15 protein-coding genes, 2 tRNA genes and 1 pseudogene are annotated in these 26,425 nt (G+C 57.2%); 16 read left to right on the top strand and 2 right to left on the bottom strand.

Going from position 1 to position 26,425, the window contains the following annotated elements:
* Positions 1-464: 464 nt before the first annotated feature.
* Complete coding sequence (locus N5C28_RS00220) at positions 465-1,748, bottom strand: FAD-binding oxidoreductase (protein WP_279818711.1); 1,284 nt, start codon at positions 1,746-1,748, stop codon at positions 465-467.
* 183 nt (positions 1,749-1,931) lie between these two features.
* On the opposite strand from N5C28_RS00220, the gene N5C28_RS00215 reads away from it, so the two are divergent.
* From N5C28_RS00215 to N5C28_RS00140, 16 genes and pseudogenes are all read left to right on the top strand, one after another.
* Positions 1,932-2,008, top strand: a tRNA-Val gene (locus tag N5C28_RS00215).
* Between the two features lie 241 nt (positions 2,009-2,249).
* Complete coding sequence (gene thrS, locus N5C28_RS00210) at positions 2,250-4,172, top strand: threonine--tRNA ligase (RefSeq protein WP_279818709.1); 1,923 nt, start codon at positions 2,250-2,252, stop codon at positions 4,170-4,172.
* On the top strand, positions 4,172-4,723 hold the full coding sequence (infC, locus tag N5C28_RS00205) for a translation initiation factor IF-3 (protein ID WP_279820293.1): 552 nt from the start codon (positions 4,172-4,174) through the stop codon (positions 4,721-4,723). The genes thrS and infC overlap by 1 nt, the downstream gene beginning before the upstream one ends.
* 60 nt (positions 4,724-4,783) lie before the next feature.
* Positions 4,784-4,978, top strand: coding sequence for a 50S ribosomal protein L35 (gene rpmI, locus N5C28_RS00200; protein ID WP_009394045.1), 195 nt, complete (start codon positions 4,784-4,786; stop codon positions 4,976-4,978).
* Between the two features lie 27 nt (positions 4,979-5,005).
* Positions 5,006-5,362, top strand: coding sequence for a 50S ribosomal protein L20 (rplT, locus tag N5C28_RS00195; RefSeq protein WP_160080018.1), 357 nt, complete (start codon positions 5,006-5,008; stop codon positions 5,360-5,362).
* A 234-nt stretch (positions 5,363-5,596) separates the two neighbouring features.
* Positions 5,597-6,613 (top strand): phenylalanine--tRNA ligase subunit alpha, encoded by a 1,017-nt coding sequence (gene pheS / locus N5C28_RS00190; RefSeq protein ID WP_279818702.1) that lies wholly within the window; start codon positions 5,597-5,599, stop codon positions 6,611-6,613.
* A gap of 46 nt (positions 6,614-6,659) precedes the next feature.
* Entirely contained in the window at positions 6,660-9,038 is a 2,379-nt protein-coding gene (gene pheT / locus N5C28_RS00185; RefSeq protein WP_279818699.1) for a phenylalanine--tRNA ligase subunit beta, read from the top strand.
* A gap of 3 nt (positions 9,039-9,041) precedes the next feature.
* Positions 9,042-9,344, top strand: coding sequence for an integration host factor subunit alpha (gene ihfA / locus N5C28_RS00180; RefSeq protein ID WP_003243414.1), 303 nt, complete (start codon positions 9,042-9,044; stop codon positions 9,342-9,344).
* Positions 9,325-9,681: a MerR family transcriptional regulator gene (locus N5C28_RS00175; protein WP_131174555.1), complete on the top strand. Its 357-nt coding sequence runs from the start codon at positions 9,325-9,327 to the stop codon at positions 9,679-9,681. Before ihfA ends, N5C28_RS00175 begins: the two co-directional genes overlap by 20 nt.
* A gap of 82 nt (positions 9,682-9,763) precedes the next feature.
* Positions 9,764-9,840: transfer RNA gene (locus N5C28_RS00170), tRNA-Pro, on the top strand.
* A 159-nt stretch (positions 9,841-9,999) separates the two neighbouring features.
* Positions 10,000-11,823 (top strand): annotated as a pseudogene (locus N5C28_RS00165) (class I SAM-dependent DNA methyltransferase); the annotation flags it as partial.
* Between the two features lie 297 nt (positions 11,824-12,120).
* Entirely contained in the window at positions 12,121-12,831 is a 711-nt protein-coding gene (locus tag N5C28_RS00160; protein WP_347881250.1) for an ATP-binding protein, read from the top strand.
* Between the two features lie 196 nt (positions 12,832-13,027).
* Positions 13,028-15,010: a class I SAM-dependent DNA methyltransferase gene (locus tag N5C28_RS00155; RefSeq protein ID WP_279818696.1), complete on the top strand. Its 1,983-nt coding sequence runs from the start codon at positions 13,028-13,030 to the stop codon at positions 15,008-15,010.
* Positions 15,007-16,368: a restriction endonuclease subunit S gene (locus tag N5C28_RS00150; protein WP_279818694.1), complete on the top strand. Its 1,362-nt coding sequence runs from the start codon at positions 15,007-15,009 to the stop codon at positions 16,366-16,368. The genes N5C28_RS00155 and N5C28_RS00150 overlap by 4 nt, the downstream gene beginning before the upstream one ends.
* Positions 16,369-19,557 (top strand): DEAD/DEAH box helicase family protein, encoded by a 3,189-nt coding sequence (locus tag N5C28_RS00145; protein ID WP_279818693.1) that lies wholly within the window; start codon positions 16,369-16,371, stop codon positions 19,555-19,557.
* Positions 19,558-19,608: 51 nt separating this feature from the next.
* Positions 19,609-20,517: a restriction endonuclease gene (locus N5C28_RS00140; RefSeq protein WP_279818690.1), complete on the top strand. Its 909-nt coding sequence runs from the start codon at positions 19,609-19,611 to the stop codon at positions 20,515-20,517.
* A 118-nt stretch (positions 20,518-20,635) separates the two neighbouring features.
* On the opposite strand, the gene hhe is transcribed toward N5C28_RS00140, so the two are convergent.
* Positions 20,636-26,365 (bottom strand): DUF4011 domain-containing anti-phage protein Hhe, encoded by a 5,730-nt coding sequence (gene hhe, locus N5C28_RS00135; RefSeq protein ID WP_279818687.1) that lies wholly within the window; start codon positions 26,363-26,365, stop codon positions 20,636-20,638.
* Positions 26,366-26,425: the final 60 nt, after the last annotated feature.

Below are 26,425 nucleotides of genomic sequence, written 5' to 3'. Positions count from 1 at the left end.
TCGAGGCGCTGCTCTTGTAGGAGCGGGCTTGCCCGCGAGCTCTTGATTCACGTCGCTGAGGGGCACACGACATTCCGTAGCGGACGCGGAGCGTCCGGGGATGCGTTCCCACGCAGAGCGTGGGAACGATCGAGGCGCTGCTCTTGTAGGAGCGGACTTGTCCGCGAGCTCTTGATTCCCGTTGCTGAGAAGCAGGCGACATACCGTAGCGGACGCGGAGCGTCCGGGGACGCATTCCCACGCAGAGCGTGGGAACGATCGAGGCGCTGCTCTTGTAGGAGCGGACTTGTCCGCGAGCTCTTGATTCAGGTCGCTGAGGGGTACACCACATTCCAGAGCGGACGCGGAGCGTCCGGGGATGCGTTCCCACGCAGAGCGTGGGAACGATCAATTCGCGGTAGGTCGATGTGGTCTGGGGGATAAAAAACGGCGCCTTAGGGCGCCGTTTTTGCTGCAGGAATGCTTCAGATCCCCAGCTTGTCCCGCAAGCTGTAATACCACGCGCCCATGGCGCTGAATGGCACCTGGAACAGGCGGCCGCCCGGGAAGGGGTAATGGGGCAGGGTGGCGAAGGCGTCGAAGCGTTCGGCCTGGCCGCGCAGGGCTTCGCCCAGGATCTTGCCGGCAAGGTGCGTGTAGGTCACGCCGTGGCCGCTGCAGCCCTGGGAGTAATAGATGTTGTCGCCCAGGCGGCCAACCTGCGGCAGGCGCGACAGAGTCAGCAGGAAGTTGCCGGTCCAGGCGTAATCGATCTTCACGTCTTTAAGTTGCGGGAAGGCCTTGAGCATCTTCGGGCGAATGATCGCCTCGATGTTGGCCGGGTCGCGGGCGCCATACACCACGCCGCCGCCGAAGATCAGGCGCTTGTCGCCGGAAAGTCGGTAGTAGTCGAGCAGGTAGTTGCAGTCCTCGACACAGTAATCCTGCGGCAGCAGGCTGCGCGCCAGTTCCTCGGACAGCGGCTCGGTGGTGATCACCTGGGTGCCGCACGGCATCGACTTGGCCGACAGTTCCGGCACCAGGTTGCCCAGGTAGGCGTTGCCGGCGACCACCACGAATTTGGCTCGTACTCGGCCTTCGGGCGTATGCACCAGCGGGTTGGCGCCGCGCTCGATGCGGGTGGCCGGGCTCTGCTCGTAGATCACCCCGCCCAGGGACTCGACTGCCGCCGCTTCGCCCAGCGCCAGGTTGAGCGGGTGGATGTGGCCGCCGCTCATGTCCAGCATGCCGCCGACATAGGCATCGGTGTCCACAACCTCGCGGATGCGCTGGGCATCCATCAATTCCAGCTGGGTGTGGCCGTAGCGCTCCCAGAGCTTCTTCTGCGCTTCCAGGTGCTTCATGTGCTTGGGCGTGTTGGCGGCGAACACGCCGCCGTCCTTCAGGTCGCACTGGATGCCGTACTTGGCGATACGCTCGCGGATGATGCGGCCGCCCTCGAACGCCATGTCGCCGAGCAGCCGGGCCTGTTGTGCGCCAACGCTGCGCTCGATCACGTCGATGTCGCGGCTGTAACTGTTGACGATCTGGCCACCGTTGCGGCCCGAGGCGCCGAAGCCGACCTTGGCGGCCTCGACGATGCAGACCTTGAAGCCGTCCTCCAGGAGGGCGATGGCGGTCGACAGCCCCGTGTAGCCAGCCCCGATGATGCAGACGTCCGTCTCGACCTCACCGTTGAGCGGCGGACGGGGCGGAGTGGGGTTGGCTGAAGCGGCGTAATAGGACTGCGGGTATGCCGTGTGCGCCATTCTGGAACCTCTGTTCTTTATTTTTTACGATTGGCCGATGCTACCCGAGTTGAAAATGGCCGGCTAGTGCCCTGTGCAATATCGCAAACGCGTTGCTGAACAGTAAAAAATGCTTTTTTTCAGGCAGTTAGCGAAAAAAGTGTTGACTCCTGCGAGCGCCTCCGTAGAATGCGCACCCATCGAAGGCACATAGCTCAGTTGGTTAGAGCACCACCTTGACATGGTGGGGGTCGTTGGTTCGAATCCAATTGTGCCTACCAAATTCGATAAAAAAGGGTCGCTTTAAGCGGCCCTTTTTTATTGGGCTGCTTGCCAGGACTCAGGCTTTCTGGAAGCATCCCGGCGGTTCATTCGTAACGTTAAACCTCCAGTGACCACGGTTCGGTTCGGGTTGGCTTATACGCTCTGCCACTGTACGGCAGGTATCCCGCTGAATCGCTTACTGGCTCATCCCAACCCACGTGGCCTTTGGTAGAGGTCACCACTAGGAGAGGAGGCGCCATGCCCATCATTACTCTTCCCGACGGCAGTCAGCGTACGTTCGATCACCCGGTATCCGTACTCGAGGTGGCGCAATCCATTGGTGCGGGTCTTGCCAAGGCGACCGTCGCCGGCAAGGTCAACGGCAAGCTGGTCGATGCTTGCGACCTGATCGAAAACGACGCAACCCTGCAGATCATTACGCCGAAGGATCAGGAAGGCCTGGAAATCATCCGCCATTCCTGCGCGCACCTGATCGGTCACGCCGTCAAGCAACTGTACCCCACCGCGAAGATGGTGATCGGTCCGGTCATTGAAGAAGGTTTCTATTACGACATCGCCTCCGAGCGTCCTTTTACCCTGGACGACGTGGCGGCCATCGAAAAGCGCATGCAAGAGCTGATCGACACGGAATATGACGTCATCAAGAAAGTGACGCCGCGTGCCGAAGTGATCGATGTGTTCTCGTCCCGTGGCGAGGACTACAAGCTGCGTCTGGTCGAAGACATGCCGGACGAGCAGGCCATGGGCCTGTACTACCACGAAGAATACGTCGACATGTGCCGTGGCCCGCACGTGCCGAACACGCGCTTCCTGAAGGCCTTCAAGTTGACCAAGCTGTCCGGCGCCTACTGGCGTGGCGATGCCAAGAACGAGCAGCTGCAGCGCGTCTACGGCACCGCCTGGGCGGACAAGAAGCAGCTGGCGGCCTATATCCAGCGCATCGAAGAAGCCGAGAAGCGCGATCACCGCAAGATCGGCAAGCGCCTGAACCTCTTCCACACCCAGGAAGAAGCGCCAGGCATGGTGTTCTGGCACCCCAATGGCTGGACCCTGTACCAGGTGCTCGAGCAGTACATGCGCAAGGTGCAGCGTGACCACGGCTACCTCGAGATCAAGACCCCGCAAGTGGTCGATCGCTCGCTGTGGGAAAAGTCCGGGCACTGGGCCAACTACGCCGAAAACATGTTCACCACTGAATCGGAAAGCCGCGACTACGCGATCAAGCCGATGAACTGCCCGTGCCACGTGCAGGTGTTCAATCAGGGGCTTAAGAGCTACCGCGAGCTGCCGATGCGCCTGGCCGAGTTCGGTGCCTGCCACCGTAACGAGCCGTCCGGTGCGCTGCACGGCATCATGCGTGTACGTGGCTTCACCCAGGACGATGCGCACATCTTCTGCACCGAAGAGCAGATGCAGTCCGAGTCGGCCGACTTCATCAAGCTGACCCTGGCGGTGTATGCCGACTTCGGCTTCACCGACATCCAGCTCAAGCTGTCCACTCGTCCGGAAAAGCGTGTGGGTTCCGACGAGTTGTGGGATCGCGCCGAAGCGGCGCTGGCCTCTGCGCTCGACAGCGCGGGCCTGCCGTACGATCTGCAGCCGGGTGAGGGGGCTTTCTACGGTCCGAAGATCGAATTCTCGCTGAAAGATTGCCTGGGTCGCGTGTGGCAGTGTGGTACCCTGCAGCTCGATTTCAACCTGCCGGTGCGCCTGGGTGCGGAATTCGTCAGCGAAGACAACAACCGCAAACACCCGGTCATGCTGCACCGCGCGATCCTCGGTTCGTTCGAGCGTTTCATCGGCATCCTGATCGAGCACTACGAAGGTGCGTTCCCGGCCTGGCTGGCGCCGACTCAGGCGGTGGTGATGAATATCACCGACAAGCAGGCCGATTTCGCCCTCGAGGTGGAAAAAACGCTCAATCAAAGCGGATTCCGTGCCAAGTCCGACTTGAGAAACGAAAAAATTGGCTTTAAAATCCGCGAGCATACCTTGCTCAAGGTTCCCTATCTTTTGGTTATCGGAGATCGGGAAGTTGAGACACAGACTGTCGCCGTGCGTACCCGTGACGGTGCCGACCTGGGCTCCATGCCCGTCGGCCAGTTCACGGAGCTCCTCGCACAGGCGGTTTCCCGGCGTGGTCGCCAAGATTCGGAGTAATCATTATTAAGCGCGATATGAGACAAGACAAACGAGCTGCACCGAAGGCCCCGATCAACGAGAATATCTCGGCACGCGAGGTTCGATTAATTGGCGCTGACGGCGAGCAGATTGGCATCGTCTCCATTGATGAAGCGCTTCGAATCGCTGATGAATCCAAGCTGGATCTGGTGGAAATTTCCGCTGATGCAGTTCCTCCGGTTTGCCGAGTCATGGACTACGGCAAATCGATCTTCGAAAAGAAGAAGCAACTTGCTGCTGCGAAGAAAAACCAGAAGCAGGTTCAGGTAAAAGAAATCAAGTTTCGTCCAGGGACGGAAGAAGGGGATTACCAGGTAAAACTACGCAACCTGGTACGTTTCCTTAGTGATGGGGACAGGGCCAAGGTATCGCTTCGATTCCGCGGCCGTGAGATGGCGCATCAGGAGCTGGGCATGGAGCTGTTGAAGCGGGTCGAAACCGACCTCGCCGAATACGGCACCGTTGAGCAGCATCCGAAGATGGAAGGACGCCAGCTGATTATGGTCATCGCCCCCAAAAAGAAGAAGTAACCACCAGGGCACGGCAGGCCTTGCGGTTATGTTTATCCACTGAATGCGGAGTATCCGAACATGCCAAAAATGAAAACCAAGAGCGGTGCGGCCAAGCGTTTTTTGAAAACCGCTTCCGGCTTCAAGCACAAACACGCTTTCAAAAGCCACATCCTGACCAAGATGTCGACCAAGCGTAAGCGTCAACTGCGTGGTAGCAGCCTGCTGCACCCGTCTGACGTTGCAAAAGTCGAGCGCATGCTGCGCGTTCGTTAATCTCGGTCTAGATAGAGGAAATTACTCATGGCTCGTGTTAAGCGTGGCGTTATCGCTCGTGCTCGTCACAAAAAAATTCTGAAACTCGCTAAAGGCTACTACGGCGCTCGTTCGCGCGTGTTCCGTGTTGCCAAGCAGGCTGTGATCAAGGCAGGCCAATACGCCTACCGCGACCGCCGTCAGCGCAAGCGTCAGTTCCGCGCCCTGTGGATCGCTCGTATCAACGCTGGTGCCCGCGTCAACGGTCTGTCCTACAGCCGTTTCATCGCTGGCCTGAAAAAGGCGTCCATCGAGATCGACCGTAAGGTTCTGGCTGATCTGGCAGTGAACGAAAAAGCGGCGTTTGCTGCGATTGTCGAGAAAGCGAAAGCCGTACTGGCTTAAGTCCCCGACAATCACCGGGCTCGCCCGGTGCATGAATGAGCCCTGGGCCGTAATGAACGAAGGTCAGGCAAGGCGAGAGGCGGTAAGGAAGCGGAGTTTACAAGCTGTAAATGAGCATCCGAACCGGCTTTCAACGCAGCATGACCAAGTGCAATAGGCACTGGGCTCGTTCAAACGTCATCGATAGGGGAAGAGCCTAAGGCTCTTCCCCTATTTCGTATCTGGAGTCTGTAAATGGAAAATCTGGATGTGCTGGTCTCGCAAGCACTCGAGGCCGTTAGCCACACCGACGATGTGAATGCACTGGAACAGCTGCGGGTTCACTATCTGGGCAAGAAAGGCGAGCTGACTCAGGCGATGAAGACCCTGGGCAACCTGTCTGCAGAAGAGCGCCCCAAGGCCGGCGCGCTGATCAATGCTGCCAAGGATCAGGTTCAGGACGCCCTGAACACCCGCAAGGCACTGCTCGAACAAGCTGCTCTGGACGCCAAGCTGGCGGCCGAGCGTATCGACGTGACCCTGCCAGGCCGTGGTCAGGCATCCGGTGGTCTGCACCCGGTGACCCGCACCCTGGAGCGCGTCGAGCAATTCTTCACTCGGATAGGCTACGGCATCGCCGAAGGCCCTGAGGTCGAGAACGACTACCACAACTTCGAAGCCCTCAACATCCCTGGCCACCACCCGGCGCGGGCGATGCATGACACCTTCTATTTCAACGCGAACATGTTGCTGCGCACCCACACCTCGCCGGTCCAGGTGCGCACCATGGAATCCCAGCAGCCGCCGATCCGCATCGTCTGCCCCGGCCGCGTCTACCGCTGCGATTCCGATATCACCCACTCGCCGATGTTCCACCAGGTCGAAGGCCTGCTGGTCGACGAGGGCGTGAGCTTTGCCGACCTCAAGGGCACCATCGAGGAATTCCTCCGCGTGTTCTTCGAGAAGCCCCTGGGCGTGCGTTTCCGTCCTTCGTTCTTCCCCTTCACCGAGCCCTCGGCCGAAGTCGACATGCAGTGCGTGATGTGCAGCGGCAAAGGCTGCCGCGTGTGCAAGCAAACCGGCTGGCTGGAAGTCATGGGCTGCGGCATGGTCCACCCGAACGTGCTGCGCATGTCTGGCATCGACTCTGAGAAATACCAGGGCTTCGCCTTCGGCATGGGCGTCGAACGCCTGGCCATGCTGCGCTACGGCGTGAACGATCTACGGCTGTTCTTCGATAACGACCTGCGGTTCCTGGCGCAATTTCGCTAGCGCCCCTCGCATTCCGTAATCGAATTGGTTCAGGAGAACAGACAGTATGAAATTCAGTGAAAAATGGCTGCGCAGCTGGGTAAACCCTCAGGTATCGCGCGACGACCTGGTGGCTCGCCTGTCCATGGCCGGCCTCGAAGTCGACAGCGTGTCGCTGGCCGCCGGCGTATTCAGCGGCGTGGTCGTGGGTGAGGTGCTGAGCACCGAACAGCACCCTGATGCCGACAAACTGCGTGTGTGCCAGGTCAGCAATGGCGCGGAAACCTTCCAGGTGGTGTGCGGCGCGCCGAACGTGCGCCCCGGCCTGAAGATCCCGTTTGCCATGATCGGTGCCGAGCTGCCGGGCGACTTCAAGATCAAGAAAGCCAAGCTGCGTGGCGTCGAATCCAACGGCATGCTGTGCTCGGAAACCGAGCTGCAGATCGGCGAGAACAACGATGGCCTGATGGAGCTGCCGAGCGATGCGCCGGTAGGCCAGGACATCCGCGCCTACCTGGACCTGGACGACGCCAGCATCGAAGTCGACCTGACGCCCAACCGCGGTGACTGCCTGTCCCTTGCCGGTCTGGCCCGCGAAGTCGGCGCCCTGTACGACGCCAAGGTCACTCGCCCAGAAGTGGCCGCCGTCGCCGCCAGCCACGACGAAGTGCGCCCGGTCGAAGTGATCGCCACCCAGGCCTGCCCGCGTTACCTCGGCCGTGTGGTGCGCAACGTCGACCTGTCCCGTCCGACTCCGCTGTGGATGGTCGAGCGCCTGCGCCGCGCCGACGTGCGCAGCATCGACGCCGCCGTCGACATCACCAACTACGTGATGCTCGAGCTGGGCCAGCCAATGCACGCCTTCGACCTCGCCGAAATCAACGGCGGCGTTCGCGTGCGCATGGCCGAAGAGGGCGAGAAGCTTGTCCTGCTCGACGGCCAGGAAGTCAGCCTGCGTGCCGACACCCTGGTCATCGCCGACCACCAGCGCGCCCTGGCCATCGCCGGCGTCATGGGGGGCGAGCACAGCGGCGTCAACGACAAGACCCGCGATCTGTTCCTCGAAAGCGCCTTCTTCGACACCATCGCCATCGCTGGCAAGGCCCGTTCCTATGGCCTGCACACCGACGCATCGCACCGTTTCGAGCGCGGCGTGGACTGGCAGCTGGCCCGTGAAGCCATGGAGCGCGCCACCGCGCTGCTGCTGGAGATCGTCGGCGGCGAAGCCGGCCCGATCATCGAAGCTGTCAGCCAGGATCAGCTGCCCAGCGTGGCGCCGATCACCCTGCGTGCCGAGCGCATCGAGCAGATGCTCGGCATGCGCATGGACGGTGCCGAAGTCGAGCGCCTGCTCGCGGCCCTGGGCCTGGGCATTCGTGCCGATGGGGAAGGGCAGTGGCAGGTCAGCGTGCCCAGCCACCGCTTCGACATCAGCCTGGAAGTCGACCTGATCGAAGAACTGGGCCGCCTGTACGGCTACAACCGCCTGCCGGTTCGTTACCCGCAAGCGCGCCTGGCGCCGCAAGCCAAGGCTGAGGCAGCCGTCGAGCTGCCGGCTCTGCGTCGTCTGCTGGTGGCCCGCGGTTACCAGGAAGCGATCACCTACAGCTTCATCGATCCCAAGCTGTTCGAGCTGTTCAGCCCTGGCGTCGAGCCGCTGATGCTGGCCAACCCGATCTCCGCCGACATGGCCGCCATGCGTTCCTCGCTGTGGCCGGGCCTGGTCAAGGCGCTGGAACACAACCTCAACCGTCAGCAGTCGCGCGTGCGCCTGTTCGAAAGCGGCCTGCGTTTCGTTGGTCAGCTCGAAGGCCTCAAGCAGGAGCCGATGCTCGCGGGCGTCATCTGCGGCAGCCGCCTGCCGGAAAGCTGGGCCCACGGCCGTGACGGCGTGGACTTCTACGACGTGAAAGCCGACGTCGAAGCCCTGCTGGCCAGCGCCGGTGCGGCAGGCAGCTTCAGCTTCGTACCGGGCGAGCACCCGGCGTTGCACCCGGGCCAGACTGCTCGCATCGAGCGGGAAGGGCGCCTGGTCGGCTTCCTCGGTGCCATCCACCCCGAGCTGGCGAAAACCCTGGGCCTGGATCAGCCGGTATTCATGTTCGAGCTGGTACTGGGCGAGATCACCCAGGGCCGCATGCCGAAATTCCAGGAGCTGTCGCGCTTCCCGGAAGTGCGCCGTGACCTGGCATTGCTGGTGGACCGCGAGGTCCCGGCCGAGTCGCTGCTGGCCAACATCCGCGAGACCGCCGGCGAATGGTTGACTGACCTCAGGCTATTTGACGTCTATCACGGTAAAGGCATTGATCCGCATAGAAAAAGCCTGGCCGTCGGCTTGACCTGGCAGCATCCATCGCGCACTCTTAATGACGATGAGGTGAGTACGACAACGCAGAATATCCTCACCTCCCTGGAACAAAGGTTCAACGCCACGTTAAGGAAGTAGCGTATGGGGGCTCTGACGAAAGCTGAGATGGCGGAACGTCTGTATGAAGAGCTGGGCCTGAATAAACGGGAAGCCAAGGAGTTGGTGGAGCTGTTCTTCGAAGAGATCCGCCAAGCCTTGGAACTCAACGAGCAGGTCAAGCTCTCGGGGTTCGGCAACTTTGATCTGCGCGACAAGCGTCAGCGCCCCGGTCGTAATCCAAAAACGGGAGAGGAAATCCCTATCACGGCTCGCCGTGTAGTGACGTTCCGTCCAGGCCAAAAACTTAAAGCCAGGGTCGAGGCTTATGCTGGAACCAAGTCATAACGACGAACTACCGGCCATACCCGGCAAACGGTACTTCACGATCGGCGAGGTGAGCGAACTCTGCGCAGTCAAACCGCACGTGCTGCGGTATTGGGAGCAGGAGTTCCCCCAGCTCAACCCGGTGAAGCGTCGCGGCAACCGTCGGTATTACCAGCGCCAGGACGTGCTGATGATCCGCCAGATCCGCGCGCTGCTGTATGACCAGGGTTTCACCATCGGCGGGGCGCGCCAGCGCCTCTCCGGCGACGAAGCCAAGGACGACACCACCCAGTACAAGCAGCTCATCAAACAGATGATCGCTGAGCTGGAAGATGTCCTCCACGTGCTTCGCAAATAACCCACTCGCAGCAAAAAAAACTTCCACAATTCAGCAGCTTATTGTAAAGTCCACCTCGCTTTCGGTAACACGTAAGCATCGTCGGGGCGTAGCGCAGCCCGGTAGCGCACTTGCATGGGGTGCAAGGGGTCGAGTGTTCGAATCACTCCGTCCCGACCAAAAATCCCAACATCAAAGCCCAGTTCGGCAACGACTGGGCTTTTTTGTGCCTGTATTTCCGAGTCTGAGATGACAGATTCTTTGACTGCATCTGGTGGCACTATCCTGCGACGCGCGAGGTAAACTTGCGCCTTTGCATGTCGCCTCAGGAGCAGTTGCGTGAACACGGAAAACCATTCCCAGACGGCCGCGTTTCTCTGGTCTATCGCCGATCTGCTGCGCGGCGACTTCAGACAATCACAGTATGGCCGCATTATCCTGCCGTTTACGCTGTTGCGGCGTATGGAGTGTGTACTCGCGTCGACCAAGGATGCTGTTATTAGCGAGTCCTGTGCCCAGGAGGGGCGTACTGATAATGTGCGTGACATGTACATGCTGCGCGCCGCTGGCCAGCAGTATTTCAATAGCTCCAAACTCACCTTAGAAGGCCTGTCCGCCACCCAGACCGGCGCTGATTTGATGAGCTATGTGCAGTCGTTCAGCAAAGATGCACGCGAAATCTTTGAGCATTTCCACTTCGGATACTTCGTTCAACAATTGGAGAGCGTCAACCTGCTGTATCAGGTGGTGCAGCGCTTTGCCGCGACGGACCTGAGCCCTGAGCGCATCGGCAACTTTGGCATGGGCATCATCTTCGAAGAGCTGATCCGCAGGTTCGCAGAAAGCTCCAACGAAACCGCCGGAGAGCACTTTACCCCGCGTGACATCGTGCGCCTCACCACCTCGCTTGTGATCGCCAATCAGGACCACAAGCTAGCGCCCAACAGCATCGTCACCATCTATGACCCAACCGCTGGCACCGGTGGCTTTTTGTCTGAGGGGGATGAATACATCCAGTCCATCAGTGACAAGGTTGCTGTGTCCCTGCATGGTCAGGAGCTCAATCCTGATACCTATGCCATCTGCAAAGCGGGCATGTTGATCAAGGGGCAGGACGTGGCCAGCATCAAGCTCGGCAACACCCTGTCCAACGACCAATTGGCCGACAAGCACTTCGACTTCATGCTCGGTAATCCGCCGTTCGGTGTGGAGTGGAAGAAGGTACAGAAGCAGATCACCGACGAGCACACGGTTAAGGGTTTCGACGGCCGCTTCGGTCCTGGCCTGCCGCGTGTGTCTGACGGCTCGCTGCTGTTCCTGCTGCATCTGGTTAGTAAGATGCGTGACCCGCATGAAGGCGGCTCGCGTATCGGTATCATCCTCAATGGCTCGCCGCTGTTTACCGGCGGCGCAGGTTCGGGCGAGTCGGAGATTCGCCGCTACCTGCTGCAGAACGATCTGGTCGAGGCCGTCGTCGCGCTGCCGACGGACATGTTCTATAACACCGGCATCGCCACCTATATCTTGGTGATGTCCAACCGCAAGAGCCCTAACCGCATAGGCAAGGTGCAGCTTATTGACGCCAGTACCATTCATGCACCCATGCAAAAGTGCATTGGCAGCAAGCGCAAATATTTTGCCCAAGAGCAAATTGCCGAGATCTTAAAGTTGTATGAGGCTTTTGAGCAGGGAGCCAATAGTAAGATTCTTGTCACTACAGAGTTAGGCTACCGCCGTATCACCGTCGAGCGTCCGCTGCGCTTGAGCTTCTCGGCCACTCCGATAAAGCTAGCTGCCTATAAGGCCTTTAAGGGGGCTGAGCAGGTGGAACTCCTTGCAAATGTAGAAGGAAGCTTTGATAACCTGCCAGCCTTCCTCATGGCTGCGGGCATTAAAAGGCTTTCCAAAGGTGGAGAAAAGGCAGTGCTAGCTTGCTTTGGTGAGCGTGATCCCCGTGCCAAACCACTGCTGAGCAGAAACGGTGAGTTGGTTGCTGATGCCCATATGCGCAAGTCGGTAAATGTACCCCTGAATCAGTTGGTCGAAGATTATTTTGAACGCGAGATCAAACCCTACGCTGAGGACTCTTGGCTAAGCCCGTCGTCCACTGATAAAGGTGTCGGGGAAATTGGGATTGTCGGGTACGAGATTAATTTTCATCGATTCAGAGTGCAAGATCAGATTGAGCGTCTCGAGTCGCAGTACAAGAATTATTTTTCCTTGAGCCTGGGGGATCTTGCAATAGCGGTCATTGACGGTGGAAACGGGGAGCGACTATTCCATCGCGAAAACTCCATATATTTAAAGAAAAGTGGTTCGCCAAAAGTAACATCCATTTTGGATGCAAATTTGAAGTCGCATAAAGATTATATACAGGTTGTTCTTGGGGGAGAGGCTTTAGCGGATTATGTTGTTGCTTTCTTTCAGTCAGAGTTTGGTGCATTATGTTTGAATGCATCCATGCAGGGCGTTACGCTAAAGTACTTAAGCTCTGGCGAGCTAGACCGTGTTGTTGTGGCACTTCCAGGCTTAGGTGAGCAGGAGGATATAGTTAAGGTCTCAGGCAAATTAAAGCTTCTAAAGAGCGCTGTTGAAAAATTTGATAGTGAACTAGCCTTGAATCCCACAAGCTCAAGTTTACTTAATAATAGACTTGACGGGATGCTTGATGTTCTGGGAGGTTTAACCGCTGAAGATAAAGTAAGAAACATAATTCGGGCGGGTGAGGCGGATGTGGCAGAATTTAAGTCGTCATTTGGTCTTGATATAAAGAGGCAAGAAAATGCGCGCTACATCGAAGATGCCTCTTTTAAGACGGTGGTCGCCTTCTTGAATACGTGCGGCGGGGACCTCTTGATCGGTGTTTCAGATGACGGAGAGCCCCTAGGTTTGAATGATGAGATACAGCGATTTCACAGAGGGAGTGATGATAGATTCCTCTTGCATTGGAAAAATAATCTGAAAAATCGAATTGGTGAGCAGTACTACCCATTTATTTCGGCAAAGTTAGTTGATCTTAGCGGGAAGAAAATTTTATGGGTTTATTGCAAGCCCTCGGCAATCCCGTGCTACCTTGATGGGCGGGATTTTTATGTTAGAACGAATCCTGCAACAGATAAGCTTGAGGGGCCCAAGCTTGTTGAGTATGTCAGAAATCATTTTAAGGCCTAACTGATGTTTCGCATTGTCCTCCTTAATATTGTAGGTGCTGCCTCTAATCTCTGTCATGCTGACCGCTTCTTAGTGGCACAGTTATCTTTAATTTATCTCCAGAAATTTACACTAGCCTCTTTTTACCGGCCTAGATCGTATTTCACTTAACCGGGTAAGCTCTCGATTTTTTGCACGCCTTTCTAGGAGCAGTTGCGTGAACACAGAAAACCATTCCCAGACGGCCACTTTTCTCTGGTCTATTGCCGATCTGCTGCGCGGCGACTTCAAGCAGTCTCAGTACGGTCGCATCATCCTGCCGTTCACTTTGCTACGGCGTATGGAATGTGTGCTTGCACCTACCAAGAATGCGGTGATTAGCGAATCCTGTGCCCAGGAGGGCCGCCCGGATAACGTGCGCGAAATGTATATGCTACGCGCCGCTGGCCAGCAATTTTTCAATAACTCCAAGCTCACCCTGGAAAGCCTTTCCGATACCCAGACCGCTGCCGACCTGATGAGTTATGTGCAGGCCTTCAGCAAGGACGCACGCGAAATCTTCGAGCACTTCCATTTTGAAGACTTCGTTCAGCAATTGGAAAGCGCCAACCTGCTGTACCAGGTAGTGCAGCGCTTTGCCGCGACGGACCTGAGCCCTGAGCGCATCAGCAACTTTGGCATGGGCATCATCTTCGAAGAGCTGATCCGCAAGTTCGCGGAAAGCTCCAACGAAACCGCCGGGGAGCACTTTACCCCGCGCGATATCGTGCACCTCACCACCTCGCTGGTGATCACCGGGCAGGATGGCAAGCTCGCGCCCAACAGCATCGTCACGATTTATGATCCGACTGCGGGCACTGGTGGCTTCCTCTCGGAAGGTGACGAATACATCCAGTCCATCAGTGACAAGGTTACTGTGTCCCTGCATGGTCAGGAGCTCAACCCCGAGTCCTACGCCATCTGCAAGGCGGACATGCTGATCAAGGGCCAGGACGTCACCAGCATCAAGCTGGGCAATACCCTGTCCAACGACCAACTGGCTGGCCCTGAGCACCGCTTCGACTTTATGCTCAGCAACCCGCCGTTCGGCGTGGAGTGGAAGAAGGTACAGAAGCAGATCACCGACGAGCACACGGAAAAAGGCTTCAACGGCCGCTTCGGCCCGGGCTTGCCGCGTGTGTCCGACGGTTCCCTACTGTTCCTGCTGCACCTGGTCAGCAAAATGCGTGACCCGCGTGAGGGGGGCTCGCGTATCGGTATCATCCTCAACGGCTCGCCGCTGTTTACCGGCGGCGCCGGTTCGGGCGAGTCGGAGATTCGCCGCTACCTGCTGCAGAACGATCTGGTCGAGGCCATCATCGCCCTGCCCACCGACATGTTCTACAACACCGGCATCGCCACCTATGTGTGGGTGCTGAGCAACCACAAGGCCGCCGTGCGCCAGGGCAAGGTGCAGTTGATCGACGGTAGCCAGCACTTCGCCAAAATGCGTAAGTCGCTGGGCAGCAAGCGCCAGTACATCACCGAAGAGCAAATCAGCGAGCTGGTGCGCCTGTATGGCAGCTTCGAGCAAACTGCACAGAGCAAGATTTTTCCCATCGACGCATTCGGCTACCGCCGTCTCACCGTCGAGCGCCCGCTGCGCCTGAACTTCCAAACCAGCGCCGAACGCATCGGCAAAGTGCTGGAAGAAAAAGCCCTGCAGAAACTCGACAGCGCCGCCCAGCAACAGCTGCTGGCTGCCCTTCAAGCGATGGACGCCAGCGTTTTGCACCGCAACCGTGAGCAGTTCAGTAAGCTGCTGAAAAAAGCCCTCGCCGCGCACAGCGTCAGCCTTAGCACGCCGGAGCTAAAAGCCCTGATGAGCGCTTTAAGCGAGCGGGACCCCGAGGCGGATATCTGCATGACCAAGGGCCGGCCGGAAGCGGATGCTGGCCTGCGCGACAACGAGAACGTGCCGCTGAGCGAGTCGGTGTACGACTACTTCGAGCGCGAAGTGAAACCCCATGTGCCGGATGCCTGGATCGACGAGAGCAAGCGTGATGACCAGGACGGTGAAGTGGGCGTTGTAGGCTTCGAGATTCCCTTTAACCGCCACTTCTATGTATTCCAGCCGCCGCGCCCGCTTGCGGAGATCGACCGCGACCTGAAAGCCTGCACCGACCGCATCAAGCAGATGATTGAGGGGCTTTCGGCATGACGTTTCCTAGTTATCAGGAATACAAGGATTCTAGTGGTGAGTGGATCGGCGCTATACCTGCTCATTGGTCGGTAAGCCCCCTAAAGAGAGGGTTCATGATCGAGGGTGGTTCCACACCTCCGCCCGATGAAATCAACTGGGACGGCGATATTGCTTGGGTAACACCGGCGGATTTGAGTGGGCTAACTTCATTCTTCCTTGATACATCGAAAAGAACTATCACCGATACGGGTCTTGCTTCCTGTGGGACAAGTCTGCTGCCAGCAGGCAGCCTAATTCTTTCGACGAGAGCGCCCATCGGTTCGCTAGCGATTGCATTGATCAGGATGTGTACAAATCAGGGGTGTAAGGGGCTTATCCCGAACGAGAGCGCATTTTCAACTTACTTTGCTTACGTTCTGCTGACTGCAAAAACCGAACTGAATATTCGCGGAAAAGGTACAACCTTCCTTGAGATTTCTGGCGACGAGTTAGGTCGCTTCGATGTACCGATGCCCCCACTTTCAGAGCAAACCCAAATCGCCCGTTTCCTCGACCACGAAACTGCCCGCATCGACGCGCTTATCGAAGAGCAGAAGCGCCTGATCGAACTGCTCAAGGAAAAGCGCCAGGCTGTGATCTCCCATGCTGTCACCAAAGGTCTCGACCCGACGGTACCGATGAAGGACTCCGGTGTGGAGTGGCTGGGCGAGGTGCCTGCGCACTGGGGGAAAAAACGGCTAAAAAACATATCGCCATTTATTACTGTGGGAATTGTTGTTAATCCAAGTGATTACGTGTCGGATGAAGGTCTCCCGTTCTTGTATGGAGGAGAGGTGAAAGAAGGCTTTATTGAGGTCGATAAAGCGAGAAAGATTTCGCCAGAAGATAGTAAGAAAAATCGAAAGACGATGCTGGAAACTGGCGACATTGTAACGATGCGTGTGGGCTACCCCGGTTTGACAGCGGTTGTTCCGCCTGAGTGCGCAGGAGGTAATTGTGCTTCGGTCATGCTAGTGAAACGAGGAAATTACGACTCGCACTGGCTTTGTGCTGTGATGAACAGTCGTCTTGTGAGGCAGCAAGTCGAAGTAGTTCAGTATGGTGCGGCCCAGAAGCAGTTCAACATAGCTGACGCTATCGAGTTTTGGATGTTTGAACCTCCGAGAGAAGAGCAAACAACGATTTCTGAATTCATTGACAGACAATCATCTGTATTCAATGCCCTCATGGAAGAGTCGGAAGGGTCAATGCAGCTATTAAAAGAGCGCCGCTCCGCCCTGATCTCCGCCGCTGTAACCGGAAAAATCGATGTGCGTGGCTGGCAGCCACCAGCCAGTACCCAAGCCCCCGAATCAGTCGTAGCAGAGGCCAGCTAAATGGCGGACAGCAAGGAAGCCCAGTTCCAGCAGGACATCATCTCCGCCATGGTTGCCCAAGGCTGGCTCACCGGCCCGTCCAGCGGCTATGACCGGCGCACGGCGCTGTATACCGAGGATGTGCTGGGTTACTTCAAGGAGGCCTGGCCGGAGCGTTGGGACAAGTTCGCCAAGGCCAATCCGAATAATCCGGATGATGTGCTGGTACAGAAGCTGGTACGCGAGCTGGAGCAGAGTGGCACCCTGGATGTGCTGCGCCACGGCTTCAAGCTGCCGGCAGTCAAGGTGGAGCTGTGCAGCTTCCAGCCCGACCACGGCATGAACCCGGACACGCTCAAGCGCTACCAGTGCAACCGCCTGCGCGTGGTGCCGGAGGTGTCCTATTCGCCGCATGCGCGTGAGGCGGGCAGCGGCGGGCAGAGCTATAACCCACGGCTGGATTTGGTGCTGTTCGTCAACGGCATCCCCACCGCCACGCTGGAGCTGAAAAGCGAGTTCAAGCAGTCGGTGGAAAACGCCAAGCGTCAATACCGCCAAGACCGCCCGGTAAAAGACCCGCTCACACGCAAACCCGAGCCGCTGCTGACCTTCAAGCGCGGCGCGCTGGTGCACTTTGCCGTGGGCCAGAACGAAGTGGCGATGACCACCAAGCTGGCCGGTAAAGACACTTTCTTCCTGCCGTTCAACCTCGGCAGTGCGGAAGGCGGTGCCGGCAACCCAATGCCTGAAGATGACAGCCAATACGCCACCAGCTACCTCTGGCAACAGCTGTTACAGCCTGACGCCTGGCTCAAGGTGCTTGGGCGCTTTCTGCATTTGGACAAGGAAACCAAGGAGGGTTTCGACGGCACGCCGGTGACCAAGGAGACGATGATCTTCCCGCGTTACCACCAGTGGGAAGTGGTCAACCAGCTGATCAACACCACCCGTGCCGAAGGGCCGGGCAAGCGCTACTTGATCCAGCACAGCGCCGGCTCGGGCAAGTCCAACTCCATCGCCTGGACCGCCCATCAACTGGCCTCGCTGTATGACGATGCTGGCCAGCGCCTGTTCAACTCGGTGATTGTGGTCACCGACCGCACGGTGCTGGATAGCCAGCTGCAGAACACCATCTACCAGTTCGAGCACGCCCAGGGCGTGGTCAAACCGATCAGCCGGGATGTCGGCAACCAGAGCAAATCCGAGCAGTTGGCCGAGGCGCTGGCTGAGCAGACGCGCATCATCATCGTCACCATCCAGACCTTCCCGGCGCTGTTCGATGCTCTGGACAAGTACCCCAAGCTGGCATCGGGGCGCTATGCGGTGATCGCCGACGAGGCGCATTCCTCGCAAACCGGGTCATCCGCCAGCAAGCTGAAACAGATACTCGGCAGTGATGTGCTGGAAGGGGAAGAAGTCAGCGCCGAAGAGTTGCTGGACGCTGCCGTGCAGGCGCGCCAGCCGAATGAACGCATCAGCTACTACGCCTTTACCGCCACGCCTAAGGCCAAGACCCTGGAGCTGTTCGGCCGTCCGGCCGACTCCACGTTGCCGCCCAGTTCCAGCAACAAGCCCGAGGCGTTCCACCTGTATTCCATGCGGCAGGCCATCGAGGAGGGTTTCATCCTCGACGTGCTGCGCAACTACACCACCTACAGCACCGCCTGGAAGATCGCCCACCCGGATGGCGAAGACGACGAGGTGGACAGCAAAAAGGCGCGCATCAAGCTGGCCCGCTGGGTGCGGCTGCACCCTTACAACATCGACAAAAAAGTCGAAATCATCGTCGAGCATTTCCGCGCCAATATCCGTGGTCTGTTGGGTGGCCAGGCCAAAGCCATGGTCGTCGCCAGCAGCCGTCAGGAGGCAGTGCGTTACCAACTGGCAGTGAAGGCTTATGTGCAGCAGATGGGTTACCGCGATGTGCACCCGCTGGTGGCCTTCTCCGGCAGCGTGTTGGCGGATGAGGTGATCCCGGAAGAGGTGACGGAAAACAGCAGCCTGCTCAACGCCGGCCTAAATGGCCGCGACCTGGCTAAGGCGTTCGACACCCAAGACTTCAACGTGATGATCGCGGCCAACAAGTACCAGACCGGCTTCGATCAGCCCAAGCTGTGCGCTATGTACGTGGACAAGAAACTGCAAGGCGTGGACTGCGTGCAGACTCTGTCGCGGCTGAACCGTACCTTCGGTGACAGTAAGCAAACCTTCATTCTCGACTTTTTCAACGAGCCGCAGGACATTCTCGACGCCTTCTTGCCGTACTACACCAAGGCCGAGCTGACCGATGTGACCGACCCGCAGATCATCTATGACCTGCAGAAGAAGCTGGATGCCGAGGGCATCTATCACTGGCAGGAGGTCGAGGCCTTTGCTGTGGCCTTCTTCGACCCCAAGGCGGCCGCCAGCAAGCTCAGCTACTACTGCACGCCGGCCAAGGAGCGCTTTGCCAAGCGCTATGCCTTCTCCTTGGAGTCGCGCCAGCATGCGCTGGATTACAAGCGCACAGCCGAAGCCAATGGCGACAGTGCAGGCCTGAAAAAGGCCGAGCACGCGCTGAAAGAGGCCGGCGAGCAGGTGGACCAGCTCGACCTGTTCCGTAAGAACCTGCAGAGCTTTGTGCGCCTGTACGAGTTCCTCTCGCAGATCGTGCCCTATGAGGACCGCGAACTGGAGCAGCTGTGCGTATACGCCAAGCACCTGCATCCACTGCTGCGCGTGGACCGCCTGCAACAAGACGACGTGGACGTGGGCGAGCTGCAACTGAGCCACTACCGCCTGAGCAAGCGCGCCGAGTACCAGTTACGCCTGAGCGAGGAAGAAGGCGAATACCAGCTAAAACCTGGCAGCGACGTGGGCAGCGGTAAGCCGCATGACCCGGAGAAGAAGCGCCTGTCGGAAATCATCAAGGCGCTCAACGATATCTTCGGTGCCGAGGTGAACGATGACGACCAGCTGCAGTTCCTCACCGGCATCGCCCAGCGCATCAGTCGGCAAGACGACGTGATGGCGCAGGTCAACAACCACTCGGTGGAGCAGGTGATGCACGGCCTGTTTCCCAAACGCGTGCTGGACACCGTGTTGGATGCCATGACTGACCACGAGAAGCTCTCGCTGGAAGTGCTGGACAACGAAACCAAGAGCCGAGCGTTCGCGTTGATGATCTTGAAAATATTGAAATCTGCAGATGGTTTTGATGTAGGCCTATGACCAGCTAATGGAAATGCCGTTTAGCAATCGGAATTGTATTAGGAGCGCAGGATGTCGATCCCTGATTTTCAAAGTGTTATGCGTCCGTTACTGACTATCGTGCAAGACGGAGCGGCGTTACCGTTAAGCGAGCTGCGAGCGCGTATTGCCAGAGAGTTTTCTCTTACGGAGGCGGAGCTTAAAGAGCGCGTACCGTCTGGCCAGACGTTCATCAACAACCGAGTGGGTTGGGCTAGAACCTATTTGCACAAGGCTGGGCTGTTATCTATTCCGGCCAAAGGCATGACGCAGATTACGCCGCGAGGTAGGGATGCGCTGGCAAATGGTCCGGAACGTATAACAGTGACCTGGTTGAAGCAATTCCCCGAATTCGTAGAGTTCCATACGGCTAAATCACAGGTTGTTGAGGCTCCAGCTCTGCGTACGCGCGACACCACCGACGCAACGCCAGACGAACTGCTTGCCGAGGCTCATCAGGCTTTAGTACGAACCCTTGCTGACGATCTTTTGGCGCAAGTCAAAGCGGGAACACCAAGCTTCTTTGAACAATTGGTGGTCGACCTGATGTTGGCCATGGGCTATGGCGGTTCACGCAAGGAGGCGGGTAAAGCTACTCAGGCAACAAATGATGGTGGTATCGACGGCATCATCAAGGAGGACAAGCTTGGCCTCGATGTGATCTATCTACAGGCCAAGCGCTGGAGCACGACAGTACATCGCCCCGAAATCGATAAATTTATCGGTGCGCTGACTCGTCAGCGTGCACGCAAAGGCGTGTTCATTACCACTTCGGATTTTTCTCCAGGTGCCCGTGATGCAGCGCTGAGCCTGGATATCAAAGTGGTACTCATTGATGGCGCTGAGTTAGCTCGTTTGATGGTCGAGTACAATTTGGGTGTCAGCGTTAAACAGGTGTATGAGGTGAAGCAGATCGACAGCGATTATTTTGCTGAAGAGTAGTTTTCATTCAAAAGTATCTCGTAGATTTTCGCCGACGTGAAAGGTCGCGGCGGCGAAAGCCAATCTAGCGAGCGTCGTTATAGATGGTACTTTTTATTAGTAAAGAATCTCATCAACGTCATCTCGCTTCGCCAATGATCAGTAGTGCGTCATCGATGTATCTGCCCTCTTGTGGGTCAGTGCTAGAGCGAAGGTAGCCGGGAATTAGCTGTTGAAATTCGTTGCGGTCTACAGGCATGTATTCAAGTAAGGCCTCAAGCATTGCAGGGCGCAGCAAGCGGCGGTTGTCTGGGGTATCGGGAAGCGCGGGGCGGATGATTTGCTGGTCCAAATAGACCAGCTTCTCGCGCACGCTGGCCCCGCCTTCTTGTGAAATACGTTCCGCCTGCTGGCACTGCTCTTCGGCGACTTGCTGGATTACTTGCTCTTCGGCCTGTTCAGGCTCTGGATCGATAACCGGTTCGGTACGCAGTGCGGCAAGTTCTTGAAGAATTGGCTCGAGCTGAAGTTTGGCATTGCGGAACCAATCCACTGACCAGATGCGGCGAATGCGCCAGCCGAGCTGCTCCAGTACGCTCTGTCGCAAGCGATCGCGGTCGCGGGCTGACTTGGCCGAGTGGTATGCAGCACCATCACATTCGATACCCATCAAGTAACGGCCAGGTTGACCCGGGTCGCGTACTGCGAGGTCAATAAAGAAGCCGGCAACGCCTACTTGCGGCTCGCACCGATAACCGTGGCGCTCCAGGGCTTCGATGACGGCAACCTCGAAGTCGCTATCGGATGCTCTGCCAGTCTCGCGGATCTGCGGCATATGTCCGGATTCGGCGAACTGTAAAAAGTCGCGGAGGGCCAGTACGCCACGACTGGGGGGGCCGGTCACAACCACGTCGCTGGCGGTGAAGGAAGCGAATACCTGCATGCGCTTTTTGGAGCGGGTATAAAGCACATTGAGACGGCGCCAGCCATCCACTCCGTTGATGGGGCCAAAGCGCTGAGGCACGCTGCCTCCGGCCTCCATCGGGCCGTAGGTGGTGGAGATATAGATAACGTCTCGCTCGTCCCCCTGAACGTTTTCCAGGTTCTTGATGAACAGCGGCTCGTCGCTTTCTTCGTTGCGGCTGAAGGCTTCCTGAAGAGCGAGATTCTGTTTGGCGAGTTGCTCTAGCGCGCGGTCGATTTGTTCGGCTTGCTTAACGTTCATGGCAACGACGCCGAGCGATTCTTCCGGGCGGTGCAGCAAATGGTGTTCGATGGCTTTGGCTACGATCTCTGCTTCTTCAATATTGCGTTGATCGACGAAGCGCCCGCGCGCCACTTTCACGAATTTTACGCCGAATTCGTTCGATTCACGGTGAGGTGATGGGTAGACCACTAGGTTACTGTCGTAGAAGGCTTTGTTGGAAAAGGCAATCAGGCTCTCGTGACGTGAGCGATAGTGCCAGCGCAGCCGCCGTAGCTTGAACAGTGGCATGGCCGCTTCCAGGATGCTTTCCGAATCTTGGGCCAGCGAGGTTTCGTCACTCTCCTCGTTGTCATCACCGCCTTGGCGGGAAAAGAAACTGGTGGGTGGCAGCTGCTTGGGATCGCCGACGACAACCAATTGGCTACCGCGAGAGATCGCACCTAGGGCTTCCTCCGGGCGCATCTGTGAGGCTTCGTCCATGACGACGATATCGAAGTGCACCTTGCCAGCGGGCAAATATTGAGCGACCGCCATGGGCGACATCATGAAGCAGGGTTTCAACCCTTGTAAGGCTTCCGGAGCACGTAACATGAGTGAGCGAATGGATTCGTGACGCGTCTTCTTACCAGCCTCGTGCTTGAGGAGGGCGAGCTGAGTACGGTCTTTCACTCTGCCGGAGTTGTTGCCCTCGGGGACCTTGTGTTGATCAATTTTCGCAGCCAACTGTTCGCGTTGAAGTCGGGTAAGGTGGCTATCTATATCGGCAAAGCGGGCGCGGATGGCCTCCTGATCCTTTCCGGAGAACTGGCCCAGCGCCGGATTACTTTCGAGTATCTGTTTGGCCCAGATATCCATCAAGCCCAGTAGGCAGGCATCTTGAGCCTTTTCTGCCGGAAGGGTTTGGTTTTCGACTGCGAAGATCACGGCCTCAAAACCCAGGTCAGCAAGTCGCTTACGCAGGCGGCGATATTCCAGCCAGTGCTCAAGCAGCTCTTCATTTTGCGCTGCCCATTGCAGGCGCTGTTTGAGAGCTGTGAGATCGTCCTGATTGACGCGCTTCCACCAGCGTGCCGGTTCTACTTCGGCTTTGCCGATAAAACCTGCTAAGGCTTGCTCCCAAGTCTGCAGGGCTCCTGCTAGCTGATGACCTAACGTATTCCAGTCGCCAACCAACAGTTCGGCCTGTTTAGTGCTGCAGGCCGCTAGCTGAGGCACCAGCAGGTGGCGTATCGACAGGGCCATAATCGGGCGAACAAAAGATACGGTATGACGCCAGGCGATCAGACGGCCACGTGCTTCTGCTAGGTTGTCGAAGCGGGGCAGCTCTTCACCGTTCAAGCATGCAATCAGTTCAGCATTGTTCTGCAGGGCCGCAGCGCGCTCCTGCCAGTTTTCAACTGCTTGTGCGAGGGCCAGTATGCGGCCGGTGGTTGGCGCTGGCTCGTTAATCAAAGGCAGAAGTGCGTTGAGAGCGCCACCGAGCTCCCTGATGAGCCGGATATAGAGACCTTTGGGGGCCAGCAAGTCTTCTGACTTGAGCGGGTGACCGTCCAAGGGAATAGCCTCTTCCAATTCACGGCGATGGGAGAGTACATCGTAAAGGTACTCTTTCAGTTCGCCGGCTTCGGCTAACAAGTGTTCCAGCACCTGCGGGCTTTCTTTAAGTAGATACTCGGCAATCCAGACATTGCCCCCAAAGCCGCGCCCGCACTTGTCACGCAGCGTTCTATACCAGTTACGCAGAGCAATTAGCTCAGCTGTTTTAGTCCCTTCATCTTTAAAGTGCTCGCCGAGCACCTCGCGAAAGGTAGATTCGGTTGCCAGGTGGTTATGCTGACGTCTGTAGGCTATGCCTTCTGGCAGTGCTTGAAGAGCCATCTTCAATTTGATGCCAGGCCGTACCATGGCAAGGACTTCGGTCTTGGCAGCTCGCCAGCCACTCTTGAACCAGCGGAATAACGAGCTGTCAGCGAGCACACGTTGCAGGTCTTCAAGGCGTGTGTGGCTTGGCAGGCGGTCGATGGTGAAGACGCTGGCGGATTGTGTTTCGAGCCGTTTGATGTCAGTTAGAAGTTCACTTAGCTCGGGAAGTACTCTATCCAGAGAAGCGTCTTCGAATCGTTTGTGGCGCCACTCAGCAAGGGCGATAGGCATTTGCATCACCAGCTCAAGTAGCAGGTGCAGTTGCTCGATGCCCTGTTTATCGGTTCTGAGCGACTGGGCCGCTGATGTTTTTGTGATGGTTTGAATCAGTAGCTGAGCTCTAGGGGCTTCATCAATGAGTTCTTGGGCCTCCTGGATCAGCTCCAGAAGGTCATCCAGTTTCAGGCCGTTACTGTCATTGTGTTGCCGTATTTGCGCGCAAGATTTCTTGATCGTTTCAAGGGCACCAGGAGAGCCGAGGACGCTAGAGTTCAAAGCTTGGTTAAGAGTGACTTGCTGCTGTAGCAGCTGGTCCATACCCTCTAGCCAGGTTTGAAGTGCCTCACTACTGGATGCGTCAAGCCGGCTGATCAGATCCCAGTCCTCATCACCTTTTGGCATGGGCATTGCGGTCAGGGCGTTCGCCAATTGCTGCATGGCTTTGGGAGAGAACGTAGCGGCTTCAGTTGCTTTGAGGTTGGCTGAAGCCTTAACACGCACGCTGCTCAGCTCATCAAGTACGGTTATGGCGTGTTTAAGCTGGAGCAGGATTTCTGACCGTTCTAGCCCGTTTACCTGTGTTCTGGTGCAGCCAAACCATGGGTGAGTTTCAAGTTGGCCGATCTGGCCTGATTCCTCAGCCGTTTTTTTGTAGATGTGGGCAAAGTAACCAGCCTGTTCCTGAACCTGATTCTTATCCAGCTTTGTGGCGCTAGCGGGATGGAAGTCAGCAGGGCGGATGGCCAGACTCTCGCGCAAACGTGTGGCTTGCATTAGGGTTTGGTGAGCAGTCAGTCCGGTATCAGTATGGAGGGTATGCAGTTGCCGGACGTGTTCATTCAGCTGCTGCTTCAGCCTCTCATAATTGCTGATCAAGTCGTTCAGCTGACTAGGCTGACGGTAGCTTCCACGACTGCTTATACGTAGTCCAATGCTGGCGGCCACCGCGCTCTTTTGGCTTTTATGGCTGTGTAGCTCCAGGCAGAACTCTCCCAGACCGGCGCGTGTGAGTCGGTTTTTAACAACCTCCAACGCAGCACGTTTTTCCGCAACAAATAGCACTTTTTTGCCCTGTGCCATGGCTGCGGAGATCATATTGGTAATGGTCTGTGACTTACCTGTGCCGGGTGGCCCCTCGATCACCAGGTCTTCGCCACGGATTACATCGACCAATGCACTGTGTTGTGAGCTGTCTGCGTCATCAATCAGCGGGTAGTTCAGGTGTACGTCCTGAAGGTCGTCGATGGCGTGCTCGTCGCTGAAGCCGTTGATAGCAGAATCGGGGCGTTCGCTATCGGCTAGGCCAATCAGCCTCTGTACGAGGCTGCTTTGGAGTAGAACTTGGTTTTTGCCTGGCTCAAGATCCAGGTACATCATCAGCTTGCCAAATTCGAACAATCCCAACGAGGCGAAGCGGTGAAGCTCCCAGTCCGGTTTTACTTCGAGAACGGTCTCCCGTACGCGAGCGAAGTATTCTTCTGGCAGGAGATCTTCGGTAATGCGAGGTAGTGCAATGCCAAAATCGCGGCGTAATTTTTCCCGGAGTGACAGATTGGTAAGGATGTCTTCGCCGGTATATAGAACCTCGTAGTCGAAGGTTGCTGTTCTGGGATTGAGCTTCCCTTTCTCCAGGCGGACGGGTAGCAACATGAGAGGGGCGAGGCGCGAGCTGTTCTTTCCAACTACCGACTCGTCCCATTCAAGGAATCCGAATGCCAGGTAGAGAATATTCGCGCCGGTTTCGTCGAGTGAAAGTCGTGATTGCGCGTACAGCGTTTGCAAACGTGACTCTAGCTCGGCGGGGTAATACAGAGTTTGAATTGCGTCATCGGCATGCTTATCGCCGGGAGTCTCCGACCCGGTAGGCAGCTCGTAGCTCGTCTGCATACCAAGGACCTGCGCCCAGATTTCAGCGGTAGGAGGTTTCTTGACCTCACTGACACTGCCGGTTTTTTCATCGTATTTAAGGTAGCCGTGGTCGATGAGTTGGCGTTCTGTCGGCTCAGGGACCGGCGCGAAACGCATCGGCTGGTCGGCTGTCAACGTTTCAAATAAATGATCAGGAAGTTCATCGATAATTCGAGCAAAACGCTTGGAGCGAGCATGCGAGAAATTCAGAAGCCTGTTTCTTGCACTGAGGTCGAGAAGGCGGCTGCGCAGTTTTTCCAGGCTTTCTGGGCTGTCAGTCGCAAGGTCATCAAGGTCTTCCCAGCGGGATTGCTCATCAACGCTCGCCAGCTGTGAACTGGAGCCCCATGTGTTATCGAAGCGGAATACTGAACCGCCACGGCCGCTGCCTTTCTGAAGTCGGCCTTGTGTAATCAACTCCTCTCTAATCGACCAATAGTCTTCGTCGCTAACGGCGAAATCGTGCAACTCTGCCTTCTGTTCAAGGCGCTGTTTGAGAGTCTTGTTTCCTACCGCCGTACCGTCTCCTGGTACCAGCTCCAATACCCAATCCTGTACGAGCTTCCGCTCATTCGCCGTCAGAGATTGACTGGTTGGAGATTGCTCCGTCATATCGTTCATCCATCAGAAACGTTAAAGGCAGATGCAGGCATGTCGATCAGGACAGGAGGG

It is taken from the genome of Pseudomonas sp. GD03944 (assembly GCF_029839275.1).
GTDB lineage: Bacteria > Pseudomonadota > Gammaproteobacteria > Pseudomonadales > Pseudomonadaceae > Aquipseudomonas.
Note: the sequence above shows the minus strand (reverse complement) of the source record. Positions and strands in the feature narration are given on the sequence as shown.

Coding starts and splice junctions, on each gene's coding strand:
- N5C28_RS00220 (WP_279818711.1), bottom strand. CDS start 1,748: ATGGCGCACACGGCATACCCGCAGTCCTATTACGCCGCTTCAGCCAAC.
- thrS (WP_279818709.1), top strand. CDS start 2,250: ATGCCCATCATTACTCTTCCCGACGGCAGTCAGCGTACGTTCGATCAC.
- rpmI (WP_009394045.1), top strand. CDS start 4,784: ATGCCAAAAATGAAAACCAAGAGCGGTGCGGCCAAGCGTTTTTTGAAA.
- rplT (WP_160080018.1), top strand. CDS start 5,006: ATGGCTCGTGTTAAGCGTGGCGTTATCGCTCGTGCTCGTCACAAAAAA.
- pheS (WP_279818702.1), top strand. CDS start 5,597: ATGGAAAATCTGGATGTGCTGGTCTCGCAAGCACTCGAGGCCGTTAGC.
- pheT (WP_279818699.1), top strand. CDS start 6,660: ATGAAATTCAGTGAAAAATGGCTGCGCAGCTGGGTAAACCCTCAGGTA.
- ihfA (WP_003243414.1), top strand. CDS start 9,042: ATGGGGGCTCTGACGAAAGCTGAGATGGCGGAACGTCTGTATGAAGAG.
- N5C28_RS00175 (WP_131174555.1), top strand. CDS start 9,325: ATGCTGGAACCAAGTCATAACGACGAACTACCGGCCATACCCGGCAAA.
- N5C28_RS00160 (WP_347881250.1), top strand. CDS start 12,121: ATGCAGGGCGTTACGCTAAAGTACTTAAGCTCTGGCGAGCTAGACCGT.
- N5C28_RS00150 (WP_279818694.1), top strand. CDS start 15,007: ATGACGTTTCCTAGTTATCAGGAATACAAGGATTCTAGTGGTGAGTGG.
- N5C28_RS00145 (WP_279818693.1), top strand. CDS start 16,369: ATGGCGGACAGCAAGGAAGCCCAGTTCCAGCAGGACATCATCTCCGCC.
- N5C28_RS00140 (WP_279818690.1), top strand. CDS start 19,609: ATGTCGATCCCTGATTTTCAAAGTGTTATGCGTCCGTTACTGACTATC.
- hhe (WP_279818687.1), bottom strand. CDS start 26,365: ATGACGGAGCAATCTCCAACCAGTCAATCTCTGACGGCGAATGAGCGG.